Here is a 20,445-nt window from a genome sequence, read left to right as displayed (position 1 = left end):
GCCGGAGCGAGGGAACCCCGAAGCGCAGCGTAGGGGCCGTATGTGGGAGCAGGCGGTTTTGCGCTCCTTTGTCCAAGAACAAAGGAGCCCGCCGTAAAGGCGGAAGGGGCCGCTAGCGCCGCTACACAAACTGGACCGTTCCCAGCCTCAAGGCCAAACCAGCCCCCCCGACACTCCCTGAAGAACCAATAAAAAACCCCGACTAGCCACACCAGTCGGGGTTCTTCGAAGCCCTACCGCGATCAGTGAGCGACGCGGCTGGTGCCATCGACGGTCATGATGCGTACGCGATCACCAACACGGAAGATTTCGTTCTCCTGTACCGCCTGGACATAGGCACGCATGCTGCCGTCATCCTCACGCACGGTGATCTCGACGCCCTGGGTACGGGTCAGGCCTTCTTCAGCAGCGGAACCTGCCAGGCCACCGGCAACGGCACCGATGACTGCCGCCACGATACTGCCGCGACCGCCACCTATGGCACTACCCGCCACACCACCGACAACGGCACCGGCGCCGCCGCCGATCGGAGTCTTGGTGCCTTCGATCTTCACCGGGCGCAGGGATTCGATGGTGCCCATGCGCACGGTCTGCACGCGACGGGCCTCATCACGGGAGTAGCTGTCGCCAGACAGGTTCGAAGCACAGCCACCCAGCAACAGCGACATGGCAGTGAAGCTCGCCACCAGCAAAGCGGATTTACGCATAGGGGAAATCTCCTTGAGTCAGGTGTCCATTAGACGCCGCGGCCAGCCGGGTGTCACGAGACATACGTAACAATTTCAGTTTCATTCAGCTCCAGTACAGCCCAGCCTGGGCCGTACCGGTTACCTGCAGCCTTGGACCAAGGATAGTCGCAGATTGCACCATCTCGAACGCCTGGAAGGCTGGTGTCAGGGAGCGAGGCGCTCGCGAAGCCAACTGGCGTCGACCATCCGGTAGTTCAGGCGATCGTGCAAACGGCTCGCCCGACCTTGCCAGAACTCGATGCGCTCGGGCAGCAGGCGGTAGCCGCCCCAGTGTTCGGGGCAATGCGGTTGGGTATCGCTGAAGCGTGCCTCGGTGGCCTTGACCAGCCGCTGGAGCTCCTCGCGATCGGCAATCACCCGGCTCTGCGGCGACGCCCAGGCGCCCAGGCGGCTACCCAAGGGGCGCACCTGGTAGTAATCGTCCGACTCCTTGGCCGTGACCTTTTCCACCCGTCCCTCGATGCGCACCTGACGCTCCAGCGCCGGCCAGAAAAACGTCATGGCGGCGAAGGGGTTGGCCAGCAGTTGCTGGCCCTTGGCGCTGTCGTAGTTGGTGAAGAAGGTGAAGCCACGCTCGTCGAGCCCCTTGAGCAACAACACCCGGCAGTGCGGTCGCCCCTGGCCGTCGACAGTGGCCAGGGTCATGGCATTGGCCTCCACCGGTGGCTGCTCGGTCTTCACCGCGTCAGCGAACCACTGTTGGAACAGGGCGAACGGCTCGCCCGGGGCCTGGGCTTCTGCCAGGCCGTCACGGGTGTAGTCGCGGCGCATATCGGCCAGGGATTGAGTCATGGCTCAGGTCCTTGAAAATCAGTTGCTCTTGGCGGGGGTGTTGGCGGCTACCTTGTTGTCGGTGGCGGCCTTCTTGGTCGCTGCCTTGGCCGGAGCGGCCTTCTTCTTGGCTGCGGTCTTGGCCGGCGCCTTGGACTTGGCGACGGTTTTCTTCGCAGCCGGCTTGGCGGCAGGCTTGGCTGCGGCCTTGACGCTGGCCTTGCCCTCGGCAGCCTTGGCAGCCGGCGCCTGAACGGTCTGCGCCGCGACCATCGAGGCGGCAGCGGACGAACCAGGCGTCTGGTACTTCGCCAGCAGCGCGATCATGGTGTTCTGCGGGGTCAGGAGCATTTCCACGCGGCGGTTCAACGCCCGGCCTTCGGCACTATCGTTGGCAGCACGCGGCATTTCAGAGCCCATGCCCTTGAGCATCAGGCGATCACGTTGCAGGCCGCTGAGGCGGAAAATGGCCGAGACCGAGGCGGCACGCTCCAGGCTGAGCTTCTGGTTAGCGGCGTTGACGCCACTGCTGTCGGCATGGCCGAGGATCAGCACGGCAGTCTTGTTATCGCCCTCGACGGTCTTGGCCACACGGGTGATCGGGCCCAGGCTCAGTGGCAGCAGCATGTTCGGCCGATCCGGGTTGTAGGACCCGTCCACCGGCAGGGTCACCGCCAGCACGTTGTCACGGCGCTCCAGCTCCAGCTTGCTGTCCTTGATGGCTTCACGCACCTTGGGTTCGTACTCGTCGAGCCAGGCCTGGGTGGCTTTCTGGTCGATCTTCGGCACCGCTGCCGCCTTGGCCTGTTTGTCGTCACCGCCGAAAGGCCACCACCAGCGGGCACCGCTTTCAGCCTTGGCTTCGGACTTGGCCTCTGACTTAGCCACCTTTTCGGTCACGGCTGCCTTCACTTCCTGGTCGGCCACCTGGTCCGAACCAAATGGCCACCAGCTCAGGCCGCCCTCCTTGGAAGCATCCTGAGAATGGCTGGCGCAACCGGTCATGGCGGCCATGCACAGAGCGAGTGCTAAAGTTTTGTGTGAAGACATCAGCGATACACCATGAAAATTAAAGGAATTTTGCCCGCGCATTGAGGCGTTGGCATTGAGGATAGTCAAAGGATCCGGCCAATACCCGCATTACCCGATCAAAGGCAACTGCCAAGTACACGCACCAGCTTTTGCGCCCTGGGGTCCATCAACACGTAGGGGCCGAGTGTGTTGACGACGAAACCGAAAGCGACGTCATGTTCCGGGTCGGCAAAACCGACCGAGCCACCTGCCCCCGGATGCCCGAATGCGCGGGCGCCGAGGCCGAACGTGGCATTGGCGACTTCTGGCTGATCGAGCATGCAGCCCAGGCCAAAGCGAGTCTGGGTCAGCAAGGTCCGGTCCCGGCCGAAACTGTGTTCGCGGGTCAGCTCATCGAGCAACTCGGACTCGAGCAGGCTGCCGTCCAGCAGGCCGGCATAGAAGCCCGCCAGGCTACGGGCGTTGCCATGGCCGTTGGCCGCAGGCTGTTGCATGCGTCGCCACTCGGGCTTGTTGGTGCTGGTGAGAATTGCCGGAGGGTTGGTGAACGCGCGGGTCGACAAGGCTTCGGGCTCACGCATGGTCACCTGCAGCAGGCGCTGCGCCGCCGCATCGCCGGGGTTGCCCTTGCCGCGGGCGATATGTGCCACGCGATGAAACTCTTCGTCCGCCAGGCCGACGTGGAAGTCCAGGCCCAGGGGCCTCGCGGTACGGGCCACGATCGAGTCGCCGGGACCACGGCCATCGGCGCGGCGGATCAGCTCACCGATCAGCCAGCCATAGGTGATCGCCGCATAGCCGTGTTCGCTGCCCGGCGTCCACCAGGGCGTTTCCGCGGCCAGTGCATCGACCATGGTTTGCCAGTCGTACAGGGCTTCGGCGGGCAGCAACTCACGAATGGCCGGCAAACCGGCACGATGGCTGAGCAACTGGCGCAGGGTGATGGACTGTTTGCCCGCCTGAGCGAATTCTGGCCAATAACGGGTGACAGGCGCATCCAGCGCCAGCTTGCCCTCGCCGACCAGTTGCAGCGCAGTGACTGCGGCGAAGGTCTTGGTGCAGGAGAACAGATTGGCGATGGTGTCGCTGTGCCAGGCCTGATGACCGTCCTTGTCGGCGCTGCCGGCCCATAGGTCGATCACGGTCTCGCCGCCGACCTGGATGCATAACGCTGCGCCACGCTCCTGCGGATCGTCGAACAGCTCGGCGAATGCATCGCGCACCGCCTCGAACTTCAGCTCATAGTGACCCTGGATCTGCACCCGCCTTTACTCCATCCGACCTTGCTGGCAAAGGCATGCATTGTTTCAGTAGTTGAGGCGTTTGCAAACTGGGTCTAGCTAGAAGGTCGTAAGGAAAAAGTTCCCAAGGGCGAGTGCTTTTTCCGGCCCGAACCCGTCTCGTCATGCCGACGGGACGGGCCGCGGGCTCAAGGTGCCGGTTTTGCCAGCTGGGCGCGCAACTGACCGATGGTCTGCTGATTGACCTTGCGCACTGCATCGATGAAGCCCGAATAAGGCACGTCGGTGATCGCCACCAGCCCCAGGTGGCCGTTCTCGCCATCGAGCAAGCGCCCGCTGGCCGGTTGGTCGAGGTACTGGAACCAGTGCGCGCCAACGATCATCGGCTGGGCCAGCGCGGCTTTGAGGAAGTTGCCATAGGCCGGCCCACGGTCCTCCTCCCGCGCGACTTCCAGCGGCCCTGGCCAGAACGGCCCGCGGTCGCGCGACCCGAACTGGAACTCGCTCACCAGCACCGGCTTGTCCAGTTCGGCCAGGCGAGCGAAGTCGTAGCCGTCCTCGGGCTTGAGCGTATAGAAGTTGAAACTCAGCACATCGCAGAATTCGGCGCAGGCCTTGACCGCTTCCGGGGTGTTCACGGCATAGCGGCCGCCCAGCAGCAGGTGATTGGGCGCATGCCATTTCAGCGCATCGGAGATGGTCTTGAAGTAGGTCTCGGCGAACACCTGCTGGAAGTGCTGGAAGTCGCGCTCGATCTCAGGGTGCTCCGGATCGGGCAGAGGTGCCTCGAAGCCTGGGTCCTCCATCAATTCCCAGGCCTTGAGATCAATGCCCCAGGCCTTGGACAGGCCTTCCTGGTTGCGGTACTTGTCGCGCAGTTGCTTGAGGAACGCGCGCTTGGCAGGTACGTCGGTGGTCAGCCGCAACGTGCCGTAGGCCAGCCCATAGCGTGCCTGTGGAGCGTCGCCGGGCGCCGCCCAGGCCAGTTCGTTGTCGGCAAAGTAGCCGATCAGCCAGGGGTCGTCACGATGGTCGCGCGCAGCGATGGCCACGGCCCGTTCGGTGGCCATGGCGAAGCGCGGGTCGAACGGATCGGGCATACGGCCCCACCAGTCCATGCCGGTACTGATGCTGGCGTAATCGCCGACGATCGACAGTGGCAGGGTATAGGCCATGCGCTGGGCCAGGCCCAGCGCCGGATCGCTCCAGTTACCCAAGGTGTTGAAGCCCCAGGCCTGCAGGCGGTCCAGCGTGTGGCCCTGCCAGCGTGCGGCGTCCAGCGCCAAAGGCGGGCAGGCCACAGGCGGCTGCTCCGGGGAATTGGCCGAACAAGGCTTGCCATAGGTGCGCTGAAGGTTGGCGGCGTAGAAGTCGAACCAGCGGCCCTGCTTGAAGCCACGCCCCTGGGACGAAGCGTTGCCGTCGTCGTTGTTGCCGTCGCCATAGAAGGCAGACTGGGCATCGCCTTCACCCGGCAGGTTCTGGAACATGGCCTCACGGCCCGTGACGTAGGTGCGGCCATCGCTGGCGGTCACGGCGTTGACGCCCAGGGAATAGAACGGGTGCCCCTCGGGAGTGACCAGATACCAACGGCCATCACGCTTTTCGGTGCGGAAAAAACCCTTGGCCTCGAACGCAGGCCCCGCGACGAAGCCACCGTAGGTATCCAGCTGCTGCTTGCCGCGCTCGGCCAGCCAAGCCTTGAGCTGCTGCTGTTCACGGCTGTCGGCGGCCTTGAGTTGCTCGTCGTTGACGATCTTTTCTGGCCAGCGGGCGCGGGTGGACTGGCCGTAGCCGTCGATCAGCCCTTGATAGGCTGCCTTGTAGGCCAGGTCGTCATCCTGTACCCCGACCTTTTCGATCAGTAGGCTCTGTGCCACCTTGGGCTTGGGGATACTCAGGCTGACCGCCACCACCTGCTTGAGGTCGATTTCCCCGGCACTGCTGGCCAGCAGCAGGCGTTGGCCTTCATGGACCCAGGGCATCGGCGGCCCAGCACGCATACCCTGGCTCAGCGGCGAAGTAGCCTTGAGCGGCACCATGACCGTCTGTGCCGGCCCCGCCGGTAGATCGACACGGCTGGTCAGGCTGCGACCATCGCTGCTCTGCACCGTGACATCCACGGTCAGCGCCCAGTCCATGCCGCTTTGCAGGCGCAAGGTGAGAAACTGCCCGCCCGACCAGTCCCAGGCGCCCTGTTGGGGGCTGAGGCGCAGGGTCGGTCGTTCCACCGGGTTGAATACCACCCGCCGCAACACCTCGCCTTCGGCCGTCTGCTCGGCGTTGTACTGCGGCATGCCGGCATTGTCGGTCGCCACCTCGACCACCGAGGCCGGGCGCACGAAGCTGAACAGCATCTGATTCGCTGCCAGCAGCGGCATGCTGAACAACAAGCTGACTAGCAATGGCAGGGTGCGGCGGATCATGGGGCTGAGGTTCTCCTTCCAGGGCCTGGGATCGTGTCGCGCAATGGGGCGGTTCGACTACCGCCCCTGCAATCCATCAAGGCGCACGATTGAGTGATGGACAACGCACCGGCACACAAGCTCCGGGCGTCAGCTGATTTCCCGCCGGAACGGCGGCAGCGCGTTGAGAATAGCCTTGCCGTAGCGTTGAGTGACCAGACGCCGGTCGAGCAAGGTGATGACGCCGCGGTCCTGCTCCGTACGCAACAGGCGACCACAGGCCTGGATCAGGCGCAGTGAAGCATCGGGCACGGCGATTTCCATGAACGGGTTACCGCCACGCGCTTCGATCCACTCGGCCAAAGCCGCCTCGACCGGATCGTCCGGCACGGCGAAGGGGATCTTGGCGATGACCACGTGCTCGCAATATGCCCCGGGCAGGTCGACACCCTCGGCAAAACTGGCCAGGCCGAACAGCACACTGTGCTGACCGTCGTCGACCCGCGCCTTGTGCTTGTTGAGGGTTTCCTGCTTGGACAGGTTGCCCTGGATCAGCACCAGCTTGCGCCAGTCACGGTCCAGACCATCGAACACATCCTGCATTTGTTTACGCGAGGAGAACAGCACCAGCGCGCCGCGGGCCTCCTCGACGATCTGCGGCAGTTCGCGGATGATCGCCGCGGTGTGCGCGGTCGCATCGCGCGGGTCGGCCTTGAGGTCGGGGACCCGCAGCAGGCCGGCATCGCCATGCACGAAGGGGCTGGGTACCACGCAGGTCACGGCATCGCGGGGCAGCCCCGAGCGCATGCGGAAACGGTCGAACTTGCCCAGGGCAGTGAGCGTTGCCGAGGTGACCAAGGCTCCATGGGCAACGCTCCACAGGCTGCGTCGGAGCATTTCGGCGGCCAGAATGGGGCTGGCATTGACTTCGATGTCGAACAGCGCACCCGTCTCGGCCAGGGTCAACCAACGCGCCATCGGCGGGCTGTCTTCCGGGTCTTCGGCGGTAAAGGCGGTCCACAGCTCCCAGTTGCCCTGGGCGCGAGTCACCAGGCTGCCGAACAACGGGTACCATTCCTCGGCCTGGTGGCTGGCGATGCCGATGTTGACCTCGCCATCCATGCCTTCCTTGAGCAGGTCGGCAAGGCGCGTGAACAGATCGTTGAGCCGGGCAAAGCCCTTCTTCAACTCGATGCCCACCTCGCGCATCTGCTCCGGCACCACACCCCCCTCGAAGCGATAACGCGGGCGCTCACGGCCTTCGGTGTCCTCGCCTGGGCGGAAGTCGGCAACCTGCTCGCACAGGGTGAACATGAACTGCTGCTGGGTGCGCACCTCGCGCGCCAGCTCCGGCACCTGTTCGATCAACTTGCCCAGGTCGCCGGGCAGCGGATGCTGGGCCAGCAGTTTGGTCAGGTTCTTGGCGGTCTGCTCGAGCCAGTCGGCGGTGGAGCGCAGGCGCGAATAGTGAGCGAAATGGCCAATGGCCTTGTCTGGCAGATGGTGGCCTTCGTCGAACACATAGATGGTGTCGCGCGGATCGGGCAGCACCGCGCCGCCGCCCAGGGCCAGGTCGGCCAGGACCATGTCGTGGTTGGTGACGATCACATCGACCTTGCCCATGCCTTCGCGCGCCTTGTAGAACACGCACTGCTGGAAGTTCGGGCAGTGGCGCCCGGTGCATTGGCTGTGGTCAGTGGTCAGGCGTGCCCAGTCCTGGTCTTCCAGGGCCTCGGGCCAGCTGTCGCGGTCACCGTCCCAACGGTTGCCGGCGAGCTTCTCGATCATGCTGTTGAACAGCTTCTGGCTTCGCTCGTCGACCTCGATGTGAAAGCCTTCTTCCTCGAACAGCTGGGCCGTGGCGGACTGCGCGTGGCCCTCCTGCAACAGGACGTCGAGCTTGGACAGGCACAGGTAGCGACCGCGCCCCTTGGCCAGGGAAAAGCTGAAATTGAGGCCGCTGCTGCGCATCAGGTCGGGCAGGTCCTTGAAGACGATCTGCTCCTGCAGGGCGACGGTGGCGGTGGCGATCACCAGGCGCTTGCCGGCGGCCTTGGCGGCGGGGATGGCCGCCAGGCTGTAGGCGACCGTCTTGCCGGTACCGGTGCCCGCCTCGACTGCCACCACGGCAGGCTCGCCGGCACGGCGACCCTCGTCGTCGCACGCGATGTCGCCAAGCACCTTGGCGACTTCGGCGATCATCAGGCGCTGGCCATAGCGCGGCTTGAGGCTCTTGGCTTCGAGAAAACGCGAGTAGGCGCCCTGGATGGTGGCTTTGAGTTCGTTGCTGATCATAGTCTGCAGGCGCCCGGAGGGCTGGATATATTTTCAGTGTTTCGCATGGGGCGGCTATCATACCCCGCTATTGCCCTTTATGCCGCATGGAGATCCGGATGCTCGCCTTTGCCCTGCCCTACACACTGCATGTCCTGGCCGCCCTGGTATGGGTTGGCGGCATGTTCTTCGCCTGGCTGGTACTGCGTCCGGCCACGGTTGCAGCCCTGGAGGGGCCTGCCCGGTTGCGCCTTTGGGTGGAAGTTTTCCGACGTTTCTTCGGCTGGGTCTGGTTGGCCGTGGTCATTTTGGCGATAAGTGGTATCGGCATGTTGCACATGCGCTTCACGGGCTTCGAGACCGCGCCACGCTATGTGCAGGTGATGATCGGCGGTGGCATCGTCATGTTCGCGTTGTTCATGCGTATCCAGGCCTTGCTGTTGCCTGAGCTGAAAACCGCAGTGCAGGATGAAGACTGGGCCACGGGTGCCGCAGTGCTTGGCCGGATCCGCCGTATGGTCGGCATCAACCTGTTGCTGGGGCTTGCCGTGGTCGCAGTGGCAAGCTCCCGTATCATGCTCTGAGCGCGCCCGCCCCAGGCAAACGCAGCGGGGCCTGCACCGCGATCAGAGACGTTGCAGGATCAGTTCCCCGGCCGCGCCAGCCAGGCCAGGCTGGCCTGCTTGCCCTGGCCGACCATTGGCACCGGCATCGGTGCGGTACACCAGGCAGCCCTTGCTAGCACCACCCTTGCCCGCCTTGCCGGCGGCACCGGCCTTGCCTGCTGCGCCGCCATCCAGACGCACCACGATACGTTCCTCGGCAAAGCCCTGTGGCACGCTCAGGCGGACTCGCCCGCCAGGTGCGCCATCGTGTCCGTTACCCCCATCGTCGCCATTGGCGCCTCGGCTGGCCTGGCCCCAGGTGCAGCCGCCGGCTTGGCCATTGGCACCATCGAGGCCGACGTACCCAGGGGCGCCAGCGCCGCCACGAGCGTCGATCGCCAGCCGCTCGGCATCGAGTTCATCGAGCTTCAGGTCGAGGTTGCGCCCCGACCGGGCGGCGCGCTCATAGCTGCCCGGCGCGCCGGGGGCGCTGAATTCGCTGCCTGGGCCCAAGCGGGCGGAGCGTGCCTCGATCAGCAGTGGGCTGTCCGAGGGGGCGATGGCGATCCGGGCATTCTGCCCCAGTTCGAGGTGGTCGATACGCAGCTCGGTGAGCGTGGCAGGCAACAGCAGGGTGGCCGAATCATCCACACGCAGGTGCTCGAGATGCACGCTGGCCGACTTGTTCGGCAGGCGCAGCATCGAGTTGGCGGCAACGTCCAGGCTATCGGCCTGGGCCAGCGGAGCGGCCAATGCGGCCAACAACATCAATTTACGCACGACTCGGCGCCTCCTGCGGTCGGGGAATGGACATGACATGGAAAATACCCGTCAGCAGGATTTGCAGACGGTCGAACCAGCGATGGCTGCGGCCACGCAGGCTGCCATTGAAGCACAGTACTTCGAGCAGGTGCAGGCCCAGCAGCGCGATACCGGCGGCATTGATCAGCAGATTGAACGGCAGCGGTTGCGGCATCAGCCAGTTCGCCAGCACCACCCACCAGAACGCTACGGTCAAAGCCTTGCCCAGCCCAAGGATGAACGCCATGTCCTACCTCCCTTTCGTTCGTTGTCAGACGGTCACGCAGGCGCCTCGCTTCAGTTCAGGTGCAGGTCGACCCGACGGTTGTGCGCCCGTCCTTCTTCGGTGTCGTTGTCGGCGATCGGCTCGCTTTCCCCGCGGCCCTGGCTGGTCACCTTGTCCGGAGCCAGCCCCTGGCTGATGAGGTACTGCGCGACGCTGCTGGCCCGACGCTCGGACAGTGCCTGGTTGTAGCTGTCGGACCCGACGCTGTCGGTATGACCGACCACCCTGATGCGCGTCACGCCCAGTTCCTGCAAGCGCGGCAGCAGGCTTTGCAGACGTTGCTCGCTGCCCGGCGTCAACTCGGCGGAGTTGAAGGCGAACATCACCTGTCCCTGGTCGTCGAGGGTGATCACCTCGGCTTTGGGCTCTGGCGCGGGCTGGGAAGGCGGGTACTGCGGCAACGGGCACCCCATGTGGTCGACCGGGGTGTTGGCCGGGGTATCGGCGCAGCGGTCGCGGCGGTCGAAGACGCCGTCGCCATCTTCGTCACCATCCTGGGCAAAGCAGATCAGGCCACCGGCGATCGCACCGAGGGCACCGCCGCCGGCAGCCCAGCTGGAACTCTCGATAGCGCCCAGGCCACCACCGACCAGGCCGCCGAGCAGGCTGCAGATGGGCCAGTTGCGTTGATTGAGGGGCGCGCTGCCATCGCTGTGGGTCGCACAACCGGTCAATAGGCCGCAGACCACCAGCAGCGGCAATGCCGCTTTCGACATGACACTCATGATGAATGCTCCTGTGTGGCCGGCCGCTACCGGCTACACAGGATTAAAGACGCACCCGCACCAGTTCTCAAGGCGCGGGCGCGCGCCGTCAACGCTGGATCTTGATCTCGGTGCGACGGTTCATGGCGCGGCCTTCTTCGGTGGCATTGTCCGCCACTGGCTGGGTCTCGCCAGCACCCACGACCGATATGAAGCTGCTGCGCGGCACGCCACTTTCGACCAGGTAATCGGTCACCGAGTGGGCACGACGCTCGGACAGTTTCTGGTTATAGCTGTCGGAGCCGACACTGTCGGTGTGGCCGGTCACACTCAACCGAGCGCTCGGGGCTTCCTGTTTCAGGCGCGTGGCGACCGTGTTCAAGCGTTCCTTGTCGCCAGCGGTCAGGCGCGCCGAATCGAACTCGAAGCGCACGTCACGGATGACGATGACTTCTTCCTTCTGGACCACGACCTCTTCAACCGGTGCTGGTGGTGGCGGGCAACCATTGGCATCGACCTGCACGCCGCGCGGGGTGCCGGGGCACTTGTCGCGGCTGTCCGGCACGCCGTCACCGTCCTCGTCGCCATCGCCATGCGACCAGCAGTAACCCGCCGCCAGGCCGCCGCCGAGCAGCGCTCCCCAACCGGCCCAGCTGGAACTTTCGATAGCGCCCAAGGCAGCACCGCCTACACCCCCGACGGCAGCACACTTCGGCCAGTCGGTTTTTTGCAAACCTGCACAACCAGTCAACACACTGGTGAGCAGGACCAGAGGTATCGCTGCGCGTACTATGCTCATTCGTTGCGTCTCCTAGGGGGAATCGACATAACGCCGATCAGTGGCAGTAAAGACCGCGTGATCGATCCCTGCCAGCAATAAGCCACGACAGGGTCAGTTGCCCTTTGCCCGCACGCGCCAGCCCCGCTAGTCTTGGGCCACCTGAACGAGGATTGGCAATGACCGACGGTTTTTCCCAGCGCACGCCGCAACAAGCCCTGGCCGCCCTGCTGGAGCGCTTCACTCCAACCCGCCTGTTGCTGGTGGGCTCGCATTTCCCGGCCCTGGACGCCTTCGCCCAGGCCCACCCCGGCGTGCACATCGTCAGCGCCGCGCCAGGCCCGCTCCCTGCCGAAGTGGCGGCGCAACGCTTCGACCTGGCGATCCTGGTCGACTGCCTGGAGCATCTGCCCAAACGTAGCGGGCTTGAACTGCTGGGTGGCATCCGCAATCTCAATGCAAGCCGGGTCGCGGTACTGGCCGACCTGACCGCGTGCGGCTGGCAAGACACCGACTTTTTTGCCCTGGCGCTGTCGGCCAGCGAGAAATTTCGCCGTGACGAGCAGCAATTGAGCCTGTTCACCTATGATTTACACGATTACAAGCAGGTCCCGGACTGGCTCAACGCCAAGTTCTGGGCCAACCCTGAAAACTTCGGCAAGTATTGGTGGTGACGATGAGTGTCTCGGTATGCCCCTGTGGCAGCGGCAACCTGCTCGACGCCTGCTGCGGGCATTATCATGCCGGTACCCCGGCGCCGGACGCACAGGCGTTGATGCGCTCTCGCTACAGCGCCTACGTGCTGGGCCTGGTCGACTACCTGGTGGCGACTACCCTGCCGGCCCAGCAAGCCGGCCTGGACCGTGCCGCCATGGCGCACTGGAGCGCCCAGAGCACCTGGCTGGGGCTGGAGGTGGATGGCGCCGAGGTACTCGGCGGCCAGCCCGAGCACGCTTTCGTCACCTTCACCGCGCGCTGGCACGACCAGGCGGGCGATCATCAGCACCACGAGCGCTCGGCGTTCGTCCAGCATGCAGGGCGCTGGTACTTCATCGACCCGACCGTCAAGCTCCAGGCACAGCGCAACGACCCCTGCCCCTGCGCCAGCGGGCAGAAATTCAAGAAGTGCTGCGCAAGCTACGTGGGTAGCTGACGGTGGCGGCCCTGGCGCGTACTTTCCTGCTTGGCGCCCTGCTGGCGCTGCTGGCAGGCTGTGCCAGCTGGGGCGGCAGCGACTGGCGCGAGCCTGAGGTGCATCTGCTGCGGGTCGAGACGGTCAAGGCCCGGCTGCACCAGCAGGAGTTCGTCCTGCACCTGCAGGTGGTGAACCCCAACGACAGCCGGCTGTTCATCCGTAACCTGGGCTATTCGGTGCGCCTCAACGACCTGCTGCTGGTCGAGGACGAAGAAAGCTTGTGGCGTAGCGTAGGCGGCCACGCCGAGCGCACCTTCAAGATCACTGCACGGACCAACCTGTGGCAGCACCTCAAGCCGCTGGCCAAGCTGCTCAGAAGCAAGCAGCCGTTGCACTATCGCCTGCAGGCCGAACTGAACACCGGGTTGATCGTCCATCGGAGCCTGCACTTGTCGCGCAGTGATGAGATAATGCCCGGCGATCTCATACCGGAGTAACCCTGCAATGACCCAACAACCCCATGTCCATGGCCCCGACTGCAACCACGGTCACGATCATCACCATGATCACGACCACGGCCATGTACACGGCCCGCACTGCAACCACGGCCACCAGGAGCCGGTGCGCAACGCCCTGAAGGACGTCGGCCGCAACGACCCCTGCCCCTGCGGAAGCGAGAAGAAGTTCAAGAAGTGCCACGGTGCCTGAACGCAAAGCCCGCGTTGCGCAATTGCTCTGAGAAACGCAGCTGCCTTCGGTGCCAGCCGAAGGCAGTCCTGCCCAGCCAATTCATGGAACAGCGCCCCCTGCGCTACCACTCGTAAATAAAGCTTCGCGGCACCTTGCACAGCGGCTGTGCGCTCACTACCTTAGCGCCTTTCCAAACCCGCCACGCCCTGCAGGAGCCCTTGTCATGGCCGCCCCCGTCCTTCCTCCCTTCCGCCCGCGGTTCGTCACCGCCGCCACGTTGCTCGGCATGCTCGGGCTCGCCGGTTGTCAGATGGGTGTGCAACAGGACAGCGTTCCCCCCACCACCGGGGTGCAACCGCTCAAGGGCCTGGCACAGAACGTCTCGGTCCGCCGCAATGCCATGGGCGCCCCTCTGATCGAGAGCAGCAGCTTCCATGACGCACTGTTCAGCCTCGGCTACGTGCATGCTGGCGATCGCCTGGAGCAGATGCTGGCGATGCGTTTGCTGGCCCAGGGCCGCCTGGCCGAAATGGCCGGCCCCGATGCGCTGGATATCGACCGCCTGATGCGCGCCGCCAACCTCAAGCAGAGCGCGGCCCGGCAGTACGCCGATGCATCCCCCCGGCTAAAGCGCTTCTTCGAGGTTTACGCCCGTGGCGTCAACGCCTACTTGTTCCGCTACCGCGACCGACTGCCAGGCGAGCTGGCCAGCAGTGGCTACCGCCCCGAGTACTGGAAGCCCGAAGACTGCGCCCTGGTGTTCAGCCTGTACGCCTTCAGCCAGTCGGTGAACCTGCAGGAAGAGCTCAGCGCCCTGACCCTGGCGCAACAGGTCGGCATCGACAAGCTGGCCTGGCTGCTGCCCGGCGCGCCAGACGAACCATTGGCCGAAGCGGAACTGGACAAGCTCAAGGGCCTGTCCCTGGCCAGCCAGTTACCGGGCCTGCCAGCCCTGGCCGCCACCAGCCAGAAACTCGCCGACCTCGGGCTGCTGGGCAGCCCCGGCTCCGCCAACCTGGCCCTGGCGCCGCAGCGTAGCCGCAGCGGCAAGAGCCTGCTGGCCAGCGACAATCGCGCCGCCTGGGCCCTGAGCCCGGTGCAGATCCAGACCCGCAAGTACCAGGTGGCAGGCCTGTCGCTGCCCGGCCTGCCAATCGTGCTGGCTGGCTACAACGGCAAACTGGCCTGGAGCAGCAGCGCGGTGATGGCCGACAACCAGGACCTGTACCTGGAACAGTTGCGCCACCAGGGCAGCCAGGTCACCTACCTGGCGGACGGCAAGTGGCTGCCGGCCCGTTCGCGCAGCGAAACCTTCTTCGTCCGCGGCCAGCGCCCGCAGCGCGAGGTGATGTACGACACCCGCCACGGCACCCTGCTGGCACAACCCGGCAATGCCAGCCTGGGCCTGGCCCTGAACCTGCCACAACTGCAGGGTGACCGCAGCCTCGATGCCCTGTTCGACCTGACCCGTGCGCAAAACGTCGAGCGCGCCTTCGACAGCACCCGCGAAGTGGCCAGCGCTGCGCTGAACTTCGTCTTCGCCGAACCCGAGCACATCGGCTGGCAGGTCAGCGGCCGCTACCCCAACCGCCGCGAAGGCCAGGGCCTGCTGCCCTCGCCGGGCTGGGACGGGCGCTATGACTGGGATGGCTACGCCGACCCGATGCTCCACCCCTACGACCAGGACCCGCCCGCCGGCTGGATCGCCCACGCCAACCAGCGCAGCCTGCCGCGCGGCTATGGCATGCAACTGTCCAGCACCTGGTATTACCCCGAGCGCGCCGAGCGCCTGGCCCAGTTGGCTGGCAACGGCCGGCATGACAGCCGCAGCCTGATGGCCCTGCAGAACGACCAGACCACCCTGATGGCGGAAAAACTCAAGCATATGTTCGAGGCTCCTGGCATGGCCCAGCCACTCGAACAGGCCATCGCCAAGCTGCCGGCGCTCGAGCGCGACCGAGCACGCAATGCCTTGACCCGGCTCAAGGCTTTCGATGGCCGCCTGAGCCCAGTCTCGGCAGATGCCGCATTGTATGAGTTGTTCCTCCAGGAAGTGGCCCGACAGACCTTCCTCGACGAACTCGGTCCGGAAGGCGGCCCGGCCTGGCAGGCCTTCGCCAACAATGCCCGGTTGTCCTATTCGGCCCAGGCCGACCACTTGCTCGGCCGCGACGACAGCCCTTTCTGGGACGACCGCGCCACCGCGCAGCAAGAAGACAAGCCGATGATCCTCGCCCGCAGCCTGGCGGCGGCGGTGGACACCGGCATGGCCCGCCTGGGCAACGACATGCGCACCTGGCAATGGGGCAAACTGCATCAATACCGCTGGCCAGCGCCGGCCTACCATGGCCTGGGCGATGCCATCAGCCGCTCGCCGCTCGCCGCAGGTGGCGACTTCAGCACCTTGGCTCTGACGCCATATGCCTGGGGCCGGAATTTCGACACCTACCTGCCGGCCTCGGCGCGCATGATCGTCGACTTCGGCCAGGCCGAGCCGCTGCAGGTACTGACCAGCAGCGGCCAGTCCGGCAACCCGGCCAGCAAGCATTTCGGCGACGGCCTCGATGCCTGGTTCCAGGGACGCTTCAGCAGCCTGCCGCTGCAACCGCAGAATTTTGCCCGGGCGTATGGCAACCAGCGCTTGACGTTGGTGCCGGGGCGGTGAGGGTGACGGTGCAGGCAACGTGCGCTTGAGGCATGCGGTGCCGCTGAAATCGAGCGCCGCCCGCGCGGCGCATCGCGACGCAAGGCCGCTCCCACATCTGTTTCGGGCCAATTATGTCTGGTAGGCCATGGTTGTCAGCCTGGGCGCACCACGATATTCCGTGGTGCTCCCAAAGGCGAATAATCATGGCCTGACAGACAGTGGCACGTTGCAACAAATGTGGGAGCGGCCTTGCGTCGCGATGCGCCGCGCGGGCGGCGCTCGATATCCGCCACAACGGATATCTCCAGGCAGGCACCTATCCCCGAAATCCCACCCGAACTTCCCCACCCCACCACCGCTCCTAACTGGTAACCCTCCACCCAGCAGGCAGCGCCATGGATCTCGTCATCGCCCGCCCCGAAGGCCTGTATTGCCCACCCGGCGATTTCTACATCGACCCCTGGCGGCCCGTGGAGCGTGCGGTGATCACCCACGGCCATGGCGACCACGCGCGCACCGGCAATGGCCACTACCTCACTGCCGCCCCCGGCGCCGGCATCCTGCGCAGCCGCCTCGGCCAGGACATCAACCTGCAGACCCTGCCCTACGGCGAGCGTCTGGTGCACCATGGGGTCACGCTCAGCCTGCACCCAGCCGGCCACGTACTGGGCTCGGCCCAGGTCCGCCTGGAATACCAGGGCGAAGTCTGGGTGGCCTCCGGCGACTACAAGGTCGAGCCAGATGCCACCTGCACGCCCTTCGAGCCCGTGAGTTGCCATACCTTCATCACCGAATCCACCTTCGGCCTGCCGATCTACCGCTGGCCGCCGCAGGCCGAGATCTTTACCGACATCAACGCCTGGTGGCGCGCCAACAGCAAGCTGGGCAAGGCGTCGGTGCTGTTCTGCTACGCCTTTGGCAAGGCCCAGCGCATCCTCCACGCACTGGACCCAGGCATCGGCCCGATCCTGGTGCATGGTGCGGTCGAGCCGCTGAACCGCGTTTACCGCGAAGCCGGTGTCCAACTGCCCGACACCCGCCACGCCAGTGACCTGCCGCGCAACGACCCGTTGATGCGCCAGGCCCTGGTGCTGGCCCCGCCCTCCGCCGGTGGCAGCAGTTGGATGCGCCGCTTCGGCGACTACAGCGATGCCTTCGCCAGCGGCTGGATGCGCTTGCGTGGTACGCGGCGGCGGCGAGGTGTAGACCGAGGCTTCGTGCTCTCCGACCACGCCGACTGGCCGGGGCTGCTCTGGGCTATCGGCCAGACGGGTGCCGAGCGGGTGATGGTCACCCATGGCTCGGTCAATGTACTGGTGCGCTACCTCAGCGAGCAGGGCCTCGATGCCCGTGCCTTCGTCACCGAGTACGGCGAGGAAGACGATGCTACGGCGACGGAGGCCGAGGCATGAAGGCCTTCGCCGACCTCTACCTGCGCCTCGATGCGACTACCTCGAGCAACGCCAAGCTGGAGGCGCTGCGCGATTATTTTGCCAGCGCCCCACCCCAGGACGCCGCCTGGGCGGTGTACTTCCTGGCCGGCGGACGCCCGCGGCAACTGGTGCCGACCCGCCTGCTGCGCGAGCTGGCGACCGCCCTCGCCGGGCTACCGGACTGGTTGTTCGAGGAAAGCTACCAGGCGGTGGGCGACCTGGCCGAAACCATCTCGCTGCTGTTGCCGGAACACCCCCACGCCAGTGACGACGGGCTGGCGCATTGGGTGGAGGTCAACCTGCTACCGCTGCGTGGCCTGCCTGCGCAAGAAATCCAGCAGCGCCTGCCGTCGCTGTGGGCACAACTGAACCGGCCCAGCCTGATGCTCTGCCTGAAGCTGGTCACCGGCAGTTTTCGCGTGGGCGTGTCGAAATTGCTGGTCACCCGCGCCCTCGCGCAACTGGCTGGCCTGGACGCCAAGCGGGTCGCCCAGCGCTTGGTGGGTTATACCGACATCAGCCACCGTCCCAGTGCCGAGGGCTACCTGAAACTGATCGCCGCCGAGAGTGCCGACGAACACAGCCAGCGCGGTGGCCAGCCCTATCCGTTTTTCCTCGCCCATGCGCTGCAAGCCCCTACCGAGCAGTTCGACACCCTGCTCGGTCCCCCCAGCGACTGGCAGATCGAATGGAAGTGGGACGGCATTCGCGCCCAGGTGGTCAAACGCGACGGGCAGGTGTGGATCTGGTCGCGTGGCGAGGAACTGGTCACAGAACGTTTCCCGGAACTCCATGCCTTGGCCCAGGCCCTGCCGGACGGTGTCGTGCTCGATGGCGAGATCCTGGTCTGGAAGCCCGGCAACGCTACCGACGTACCCGCCGTGCAGCCCTTTGCCCTGCTCCAGCAACGCCTGGGCCGCAAGACCCTGGGCAAGAAGCTGCTGGCCGACGCGCCCGTGGTGCTGCAGGCCTATGACCTGCTCGAATGGCAGGGCGAGGATTGGCGCAATCGCCCACAGCATGCGCGGCGCAGTCAGCTGGAACGCCTGGTCCAGGCGTATCCGCTGGCGCCCTTGCTGTTGTCACCGTTGCTCGCAGGCCCGGACTGGACCGATCTCGCCCGCCAACGCGAACAGTCCCGCAGCCTGGGCGTCGAAGGGCTGATGCTGAAACAGCGCGAGGCGCTCTATGGTGTCGGCCGGACCAAGGACATGGGGCTGTGGTGGAAGTGGAAGATCGACCCGTTCAGCGTCGATGCGGTGCTGATCTACGCTCAGCGCGGCCATGGCCGACGCGCCAGCCTCTACAGCGACTACACCTTTGCCGTGTGGGACGCACCGGCCGGCACCCCCGAGCGTAAGCTGGTGCCGTTTGCCAAGGCCTATTCCGGGCTCAGCGACGAAGAAATGCGCAAGGTCGACGCCATCATCCGCAAGACCACGGTGGAAACCTTCGGCCCGGTGCGCAGCGTCAGCCCGACGCTGGTGTTCGAGTTGGGCTTCGAAGGCATCGCGCTGTCCAAGCGCCACAAGAGCGGGATTGCCGTGCGTTTTCCACGCATGCTCCGCTGGCGCCTGGACAAACCGGTGGATCAAGCCGACGACCTGGCGACCTTGCAGGCGCTGCTGGCCTGAACAACCGCGTCGGCTTGTCGGCGATGGGCGACGCGGTAAAGCACGATCGGCAAAACTATGCTTCTATCTCTGTGCCGACCCGTGTCGCAGACCGTTTTCGCCACGCAGCCAGGACCACCATGCACCATTCGACCCACGACCTCCTCTCCCCCGTACCCGGCATCACTCGCCAGCTCCACAGCTTCCACTTCGGCCCCCGAGGTGGTGGCAAGGTGTACATCCAGGCCTCGCTGCACGCCGACGAACTGCCCGGCATGCTGGTTGCCTGGCACCTCAAGCGCAAGCTGGTGGAGCTGGACCGCCAAGGCCGCTTGCACAAGGAGATCGTCCTGGTACCGGTGGCCAACCCGGTGGGTTTGGAGCAGGTACTGCTGGACGCACCGCTGGGGCGATTCGAACTGCAGAGCGGCGAGAACTTCAACCGCAATTTCGTCGACCTGTCCGACAGCATCGGCGACCAGATCGAGGGCCATCTGACCCAGGATACGGCTCACAACGTCGCACTGATCCGTGAATACCTGCGCCGCGGCCTGGACGCCCATCCGGCGCGCACGCCGCTGCAATCCCTGCGCCTGACCTTGCAGCGCCTGGCCTGCGATGCCGACATGGTGCTAGACCTGCACTGCGACTTCGAAGCCGTCGAGCACTTGTACACCACCCCCGAGGCATGGCCACAGGTCGAACCGCTGGCTCGCTATCTCGGTGCGCAGGCCAGCCTGCTGGCCACCGATTCGGGCGGGCAGTCGTTCGACGAATGCTTCAGCCTGGTCTGGTGGCAACTGCAGCAACGCTTCGGCAAGCGCTATCCGATACCGCTCGGCAGCTTCTCGGTCACCGTCGAGCTGCGCGGTCAGGCCGATGTCAGCCACGAACTGGCGGGCAAGGATTGCCAGGCCCTGATCGACTTCCTCACCCATGCCGGGGTGATCGAAGGCCCCGCCGCGCCCATGCCGCCCCTGCCGCGGGCAGCGACGCCGCTGGCTGCGGTCGAGCCGGTGGCGGCGCCGCTGGGTGGCCTGCTGGTCTACCACGCCCGGCCCGGTCAATTTCTCGAAGCCGGCCAGTTGATCGCCGAAGTCATCGACCCGCTCAACGACCGCGTCACCGCCGTACGGAACAGCCAGGCCGGGTTACTGTACGCCCGTAGCGTCAGGCGCATGGCCACGACCGGCATGGTCATCGCCCACGTCGCAGGCGAAGAGGTGTATCGCAGCGGCTACCTGCTGGCCAACTGATCCGGTAAAACCAACACGCCCGAGG

At 65.4% G+C, this 20,445-nt stretch carries 19 protein-coding genes; 9 read left to right on the top strand and 10 right to left on the bottom strand.

Annotated elements, in window-relative coordinates; translation table 11 throughout:
• Positions 1-242 precede the first annotated feature (242 nt).
• The 6 genes from E6B08_RS06495 to dinG all read right to left on the bottom strand — a co-directional run bounded on the left by E6B08_RS06495 (position 243) and on the right by dinG (position 8,493).
• Complete coding sequence (locus E6B08_RS06495; RefSeq protein WP_136913273.1) at positions 243-707, bottom strand: glycine zipper 2TM domain-containing protein; 465 nt, start codon at positions 705-707, stop codon at positions 243-245.
• A 186-nt stretch (positions 708-893) separates the two neighbouring features.
• Complete coding sequence (gene pdxH / locus E6B08_RS06490; protein WP_136913272.1) at positions 894-1,541, bottom strand: pyridoxamine 5'-phosphate oxidase; 648 nt, start codon at positions 1,539-1,541, stop codon at positions 894-896.
• A gap of 18 nt (positions 1,542-1,559) precedes the next feature.
• A complete protein-coding gene (locus E6B08_RS06485; RefSeq protein WP_136913271.1) occupies positions 1,560-2,570 on the bottom strand; it encodes an OmpA family protein in 1,011 nt (336 codons plus the stop codon).
• Positions 2,571-2,668: 98 nt separating this feature from the next.
• Entirely contained in the window at positions 2,669-3,814 is a 1,146-nt protein-coding gene (locus tag E6B08_RS06480; protein WP_136913270.1) for a serine hydrolase domain-containing protein, read from the bottom strand.
• 167 nt (positions 3,815-3,981) lie between these two features.
• On the bottom strand, positions 3,982-6,219 hold the full coding sequence (locus E6B08_RS06475; protein WP_136913269.1) for a beta-galactosidase: 2,238 nt from the start codon (positions 6,217-6,219) through the stop codon (positions 3,982-3,984).
• A 129-nt stretch (positions 6,220-6,348) separates the two neighbouring features.
• Positions 6,349-8,493, bottom strand: a complete 2,145-nt coding sequence (dinG, locus tag E6B08_RS06470) for an ATP-dependent DNA helicase DinG (protein ID WP_136913268.1) — start codon at positions 8,491-8,493, stop codon at positions 6,349-6,351.
• A gap of 98 nt (positions 8,494-8,591) precedes the next feature.
• On the opposite strand from dinG, the gene E6B08_RS06465 reads away from it, so the two are divergent.
• Positions 8,592-9,056: a CopD family protein gene (locus E6B08_RS06465; protein WP_136913267.1), complete on the top strand. Its 465-nt coding sequence runs from the start codon at positions 8,592-8,594 to the stop codon at positions 9,054-9,056.
• A 42-nt stretch (positions 9,057-9,098) separates the two neighbouring features.
• Here the strand turns inward: E6B08_RS06465 and E6B08_RS06460 are convergent, their stop codons facing one another.
• From E6B08_RS06460 to E6B08_RS06445, 4 genes are all read right to left on the bottom strand, one after another.
• On the bottom strand, positions 9,099-9,857 hold the full coding sequence (locus tag E6B08_RS06460) for a collagen-like protein (RefSeq protein ID WP_136913266.1): 759 nt from the start codon (positions 9,855-9,857) through the stop codon (positions 9,099-9,101).
• Entirely contained in the window at positions 9,850-10,125 is a 276-nt protein-coding gene (locus E6B08_RS06455) for a DUF1145 domain-containing protein (RefSeq protein ID WP_136913265.1), read from the bottom strand. Before E6B08_RS06455 ends, E6B08_RS06460 begins: the two co-directional genes overlap by 8 nt.
• Before the next feature lie 50 nt (positions 10,126-10,175).
• The gene (locus tag E6B08_RS06450; protein WP_136913264.1) at positions 10,176-10,889 is read right to left on the bottom strand and encodes an OmpA family protein; all 714 of its coding nucleotides are present in this window, start codon (positions 10,887-10,889) and stop codon (positions 10,176-10,178) included.
• 88 nt (positions 10,890-10,977) lie between these two features.
• Positions 10,978-11,667 (bottom strand): OmpA family protein, encoded by a 690-nt coding sequence (locus E6B08_RS06445; protein WP_136913263.1) that lies wholly within the window; start codon positions 11,665-11,667, stop codon positions 10,978-10,980.
• A 158-nt stretch (positions 11,668-11,825) separates the two neighbouring features.
• Here E6B08_RS06445 and E6B08_RS06440 point away from each other — a divergent pair, with 158 nt between their 5' ends.
• The 8 genes from E6B08_RS06440 to E6B08_RS06405 all read left to right on the top strand — a co-directional run bounded on the left by E6B08_RS06440 (position 11,826) and on the right by E6B08_RS06405 (position 20,420).
• On the top strand, positions 11,826-12,320 hold the full coding sequence (locus E6B08_RS06440; protein ID WP_136913262.1) for a DUF6231 family protein: 495 nt from the start codon (positions 11,826-11,828) through the stop codon (positions 12,318-12,320).
• Positions 12,321-12,322: 2 nt separating this feature from the next.
• A complete protein-coding gene (locus E6B08_RS06435) occupies positions 12,323-12,799 on the top strand; it encodes a YchJ family protein (protein WP_136913261.1) in 477 nt (158 codons plus the stop codon).
• Positions 12,800-12,801: 2 nt separating this feature from the next.
• Entirely contained in the window at positions 12,802-13,278 is a 477-nt protein-coding gene (locus E6B08_RS06430) for an LEA type 2 family protein (RefSeq protein WP_136913260.1), read from the top strand.
• A gap of 7 nt (positions 13,279-13,285) precedes the next feature.
• Positions 13,286-13,489 carry an SEC-C metal-binding domain-containing protein gene (locus E6B08_RS06425; RefSeq protein ID WP_012313055.1) on the top strand — a complete coding sequence of 68 codons (204 nt, stop codon included), beginning with the start codon at positions 13,286-13,288 and terminating at the stop codon, positions 13,487-13,489.
• A 205-nt stretch (positions 13,490-13,694) separates the two neighbouring features.
• Positions 13,695-16,136 (top strand): penicillin acylase family protein, encoded by a 2,442-nt coding sequence (locus E6B08_RS06420; RefSeq protein WP_136913259.1) that lies wholly within the window; start codon positions 13,695-13,697, stop codon positions 16,134-16,136.
• A gap of 377 nt (positions 16,137-16,513) precedes the next feature.
• On the top strand, positions 16,514-17,530 hold the full coding sequence (locus E6B08_RS06415; RefSeq protein WP_136913258.1) for a ligase-associated DNA damage response exonuclease: 1,017 nt from the start codon (positions 16,514-16,516) through the stop codon (positions 17,528-17,530).
• The gene (locus E6B08_RS06410; RefSeq protein WP_136913257.1) at positions 17,527-19,185 is read left to right on the top strand and encodes an ATP-dependent DNA ligase; all 1,659 of its coding nucleotides are present in this window, start codon (positions 17,527-17,529) and stop codon (positions 19,183-19,185) included. Before E6B08_RS06415 ends, E6B08_RS06410 begins: the two co-directional genes overlap by 4 nt.
• 119 nt (positions 19,186-19,304) lie before the next feature.
• Positions 19,305-20,420 (top strand): succinylglutamate desuccinylase/aspartoacylase family protein, encoded by a 1,116-nt coding sequence (locus tag E6B08_RS06405; protein ID WP_136913256.1) that lies wholly within the window; start codon positions 19,305-19,307, stop codon positions 20,418-20,420.
• The last annotated feature ends 25 nt before the right edge of the window (positions 20,421-20,445 follow it).

This window comes from Pseudomonas putida (assembly GCF_005080685.1).
GTDB lineage: Bacteria > Pseudomonadota > Gammaproteobacteria > Pseudomonadales > Pseudomonadaceae > Aquipseudomonas > Aquipseudomonas putida_V.
This window is presented reverse-complemented; position numbering and strand designations above follow the sequence as displayed.

Bases quoted from the DNA above. Each gene is read 5' to 3' on its own strand.
- E6B08_RS06425 (WP_012313055.1), top strand. From the start codon at position 13,286: ATGACCCAACAACCCCATGTCCATGGCCCCGACTGCAACCACGGTCAC.
- pdxH (WP_136913272.1), bottom strand. From the start codon at position 1,541: ATGACTCAATCCCTGGCCGATATGCGCCGCGACTACACCCGTGACGGC.
- E6B08_RS06405 (WP_136913256.1), top strand. From the start codon at position 19,305: ATGCACCATTCGACCCACGACCTCCTCTCCCCCGTACCCGGCATCACT.
- E6B08_RS06455 (WP_136913265.1), bottom strand. From the start codon at position 10,125: ATGGCGTTCATCCTTGGGCTGGGCAAGGCTTTGACCGTAGCGTTCTGG.
- dinG (WP_136913268.1), bottom strand. From the start codon at position 8,493: ATGATCAGCAACGAACTCAAAGCCACCATCCAGGGCGCCTACTCGCGT.
- E6B08_RS06440 (WP_136913262.1), top strand. From the start codon at position 11,826: ATGACCGACGGTTTTTCCCAGCGCACGCCGCAACAAGCCCTGGCCGCC.
- E6B08_RS06465 (WP_136913267.1), top strand. From the start codon at position 8,592: ATGCTCGCCTTTGCCCTGCCCTACACACTGCATGTCCTGGCCGCCCTG.
- E6B08_RS06435 (WP_136913261.1), top strand. From the start codon at position 12,323: ATGAGTGTCTCGGTATGCCCCTGTGGCAGCGGCAACCTGCTCGACGCC.
- E6B08_RS06450 (WP_136913264.1), bottom strand. From the start codon at position 10,889: ATGAGTGTCATGTCGAAAGCGGCATTGCCGCTGCTGGTGGTCTGCGGC.
- E6B08_RS06415 (WP_136913258.1), top strand. From the start codon at position 16,514: ATGGATCTCGTCATCGCCCGCCCCGAAGGCCTGTATTGCCCACCCGGC.
- E6B08_RS06420 (WP_136913259.1), top strand. From the start codon at position 13,695: ATGGCCGCCCCCGTCCTTCCTCCCTTCCGCCCGCGGTTCGTCACCGCC.
- E6B08_RS06495 (WP_136913273.1), bottom strand. From the start codon at position 707: ATGCGTAAATCCGCTTTGCTGGTGGCGAGCTTCACTGCCATGTCGCTG.
- E6B08_RS06485 (WP_136913271.1), bottom strand. From the start codon at position 2,570: ATGTCTTCACACAAAACTTTAGCACTCGCTCTGTGCATGGCCGCCATG.
- E6B08_RS06475 (WP_136913269.1), bottom strand. From the start codon at position 6,219: ATGATCCGCCGCACCCTGCCATTGCTAGTCAGCTTGTTGTTCAGCATG.
- E6B08_RS06445 (WP_136913263.1), bottom strand. From the start codon at position 11,667: ATGAGCATAGTACGCGCAGCGATACCTCTGGTCCTGCTCACCAGTGTG.
- E6B08_RS06410 (WP_136913257.1), top strand. From the start codon at position 17,527: ATGAAGGCCTTCGCCGACCTCTACCTGCGCCTCGATGCGACTACCTCG.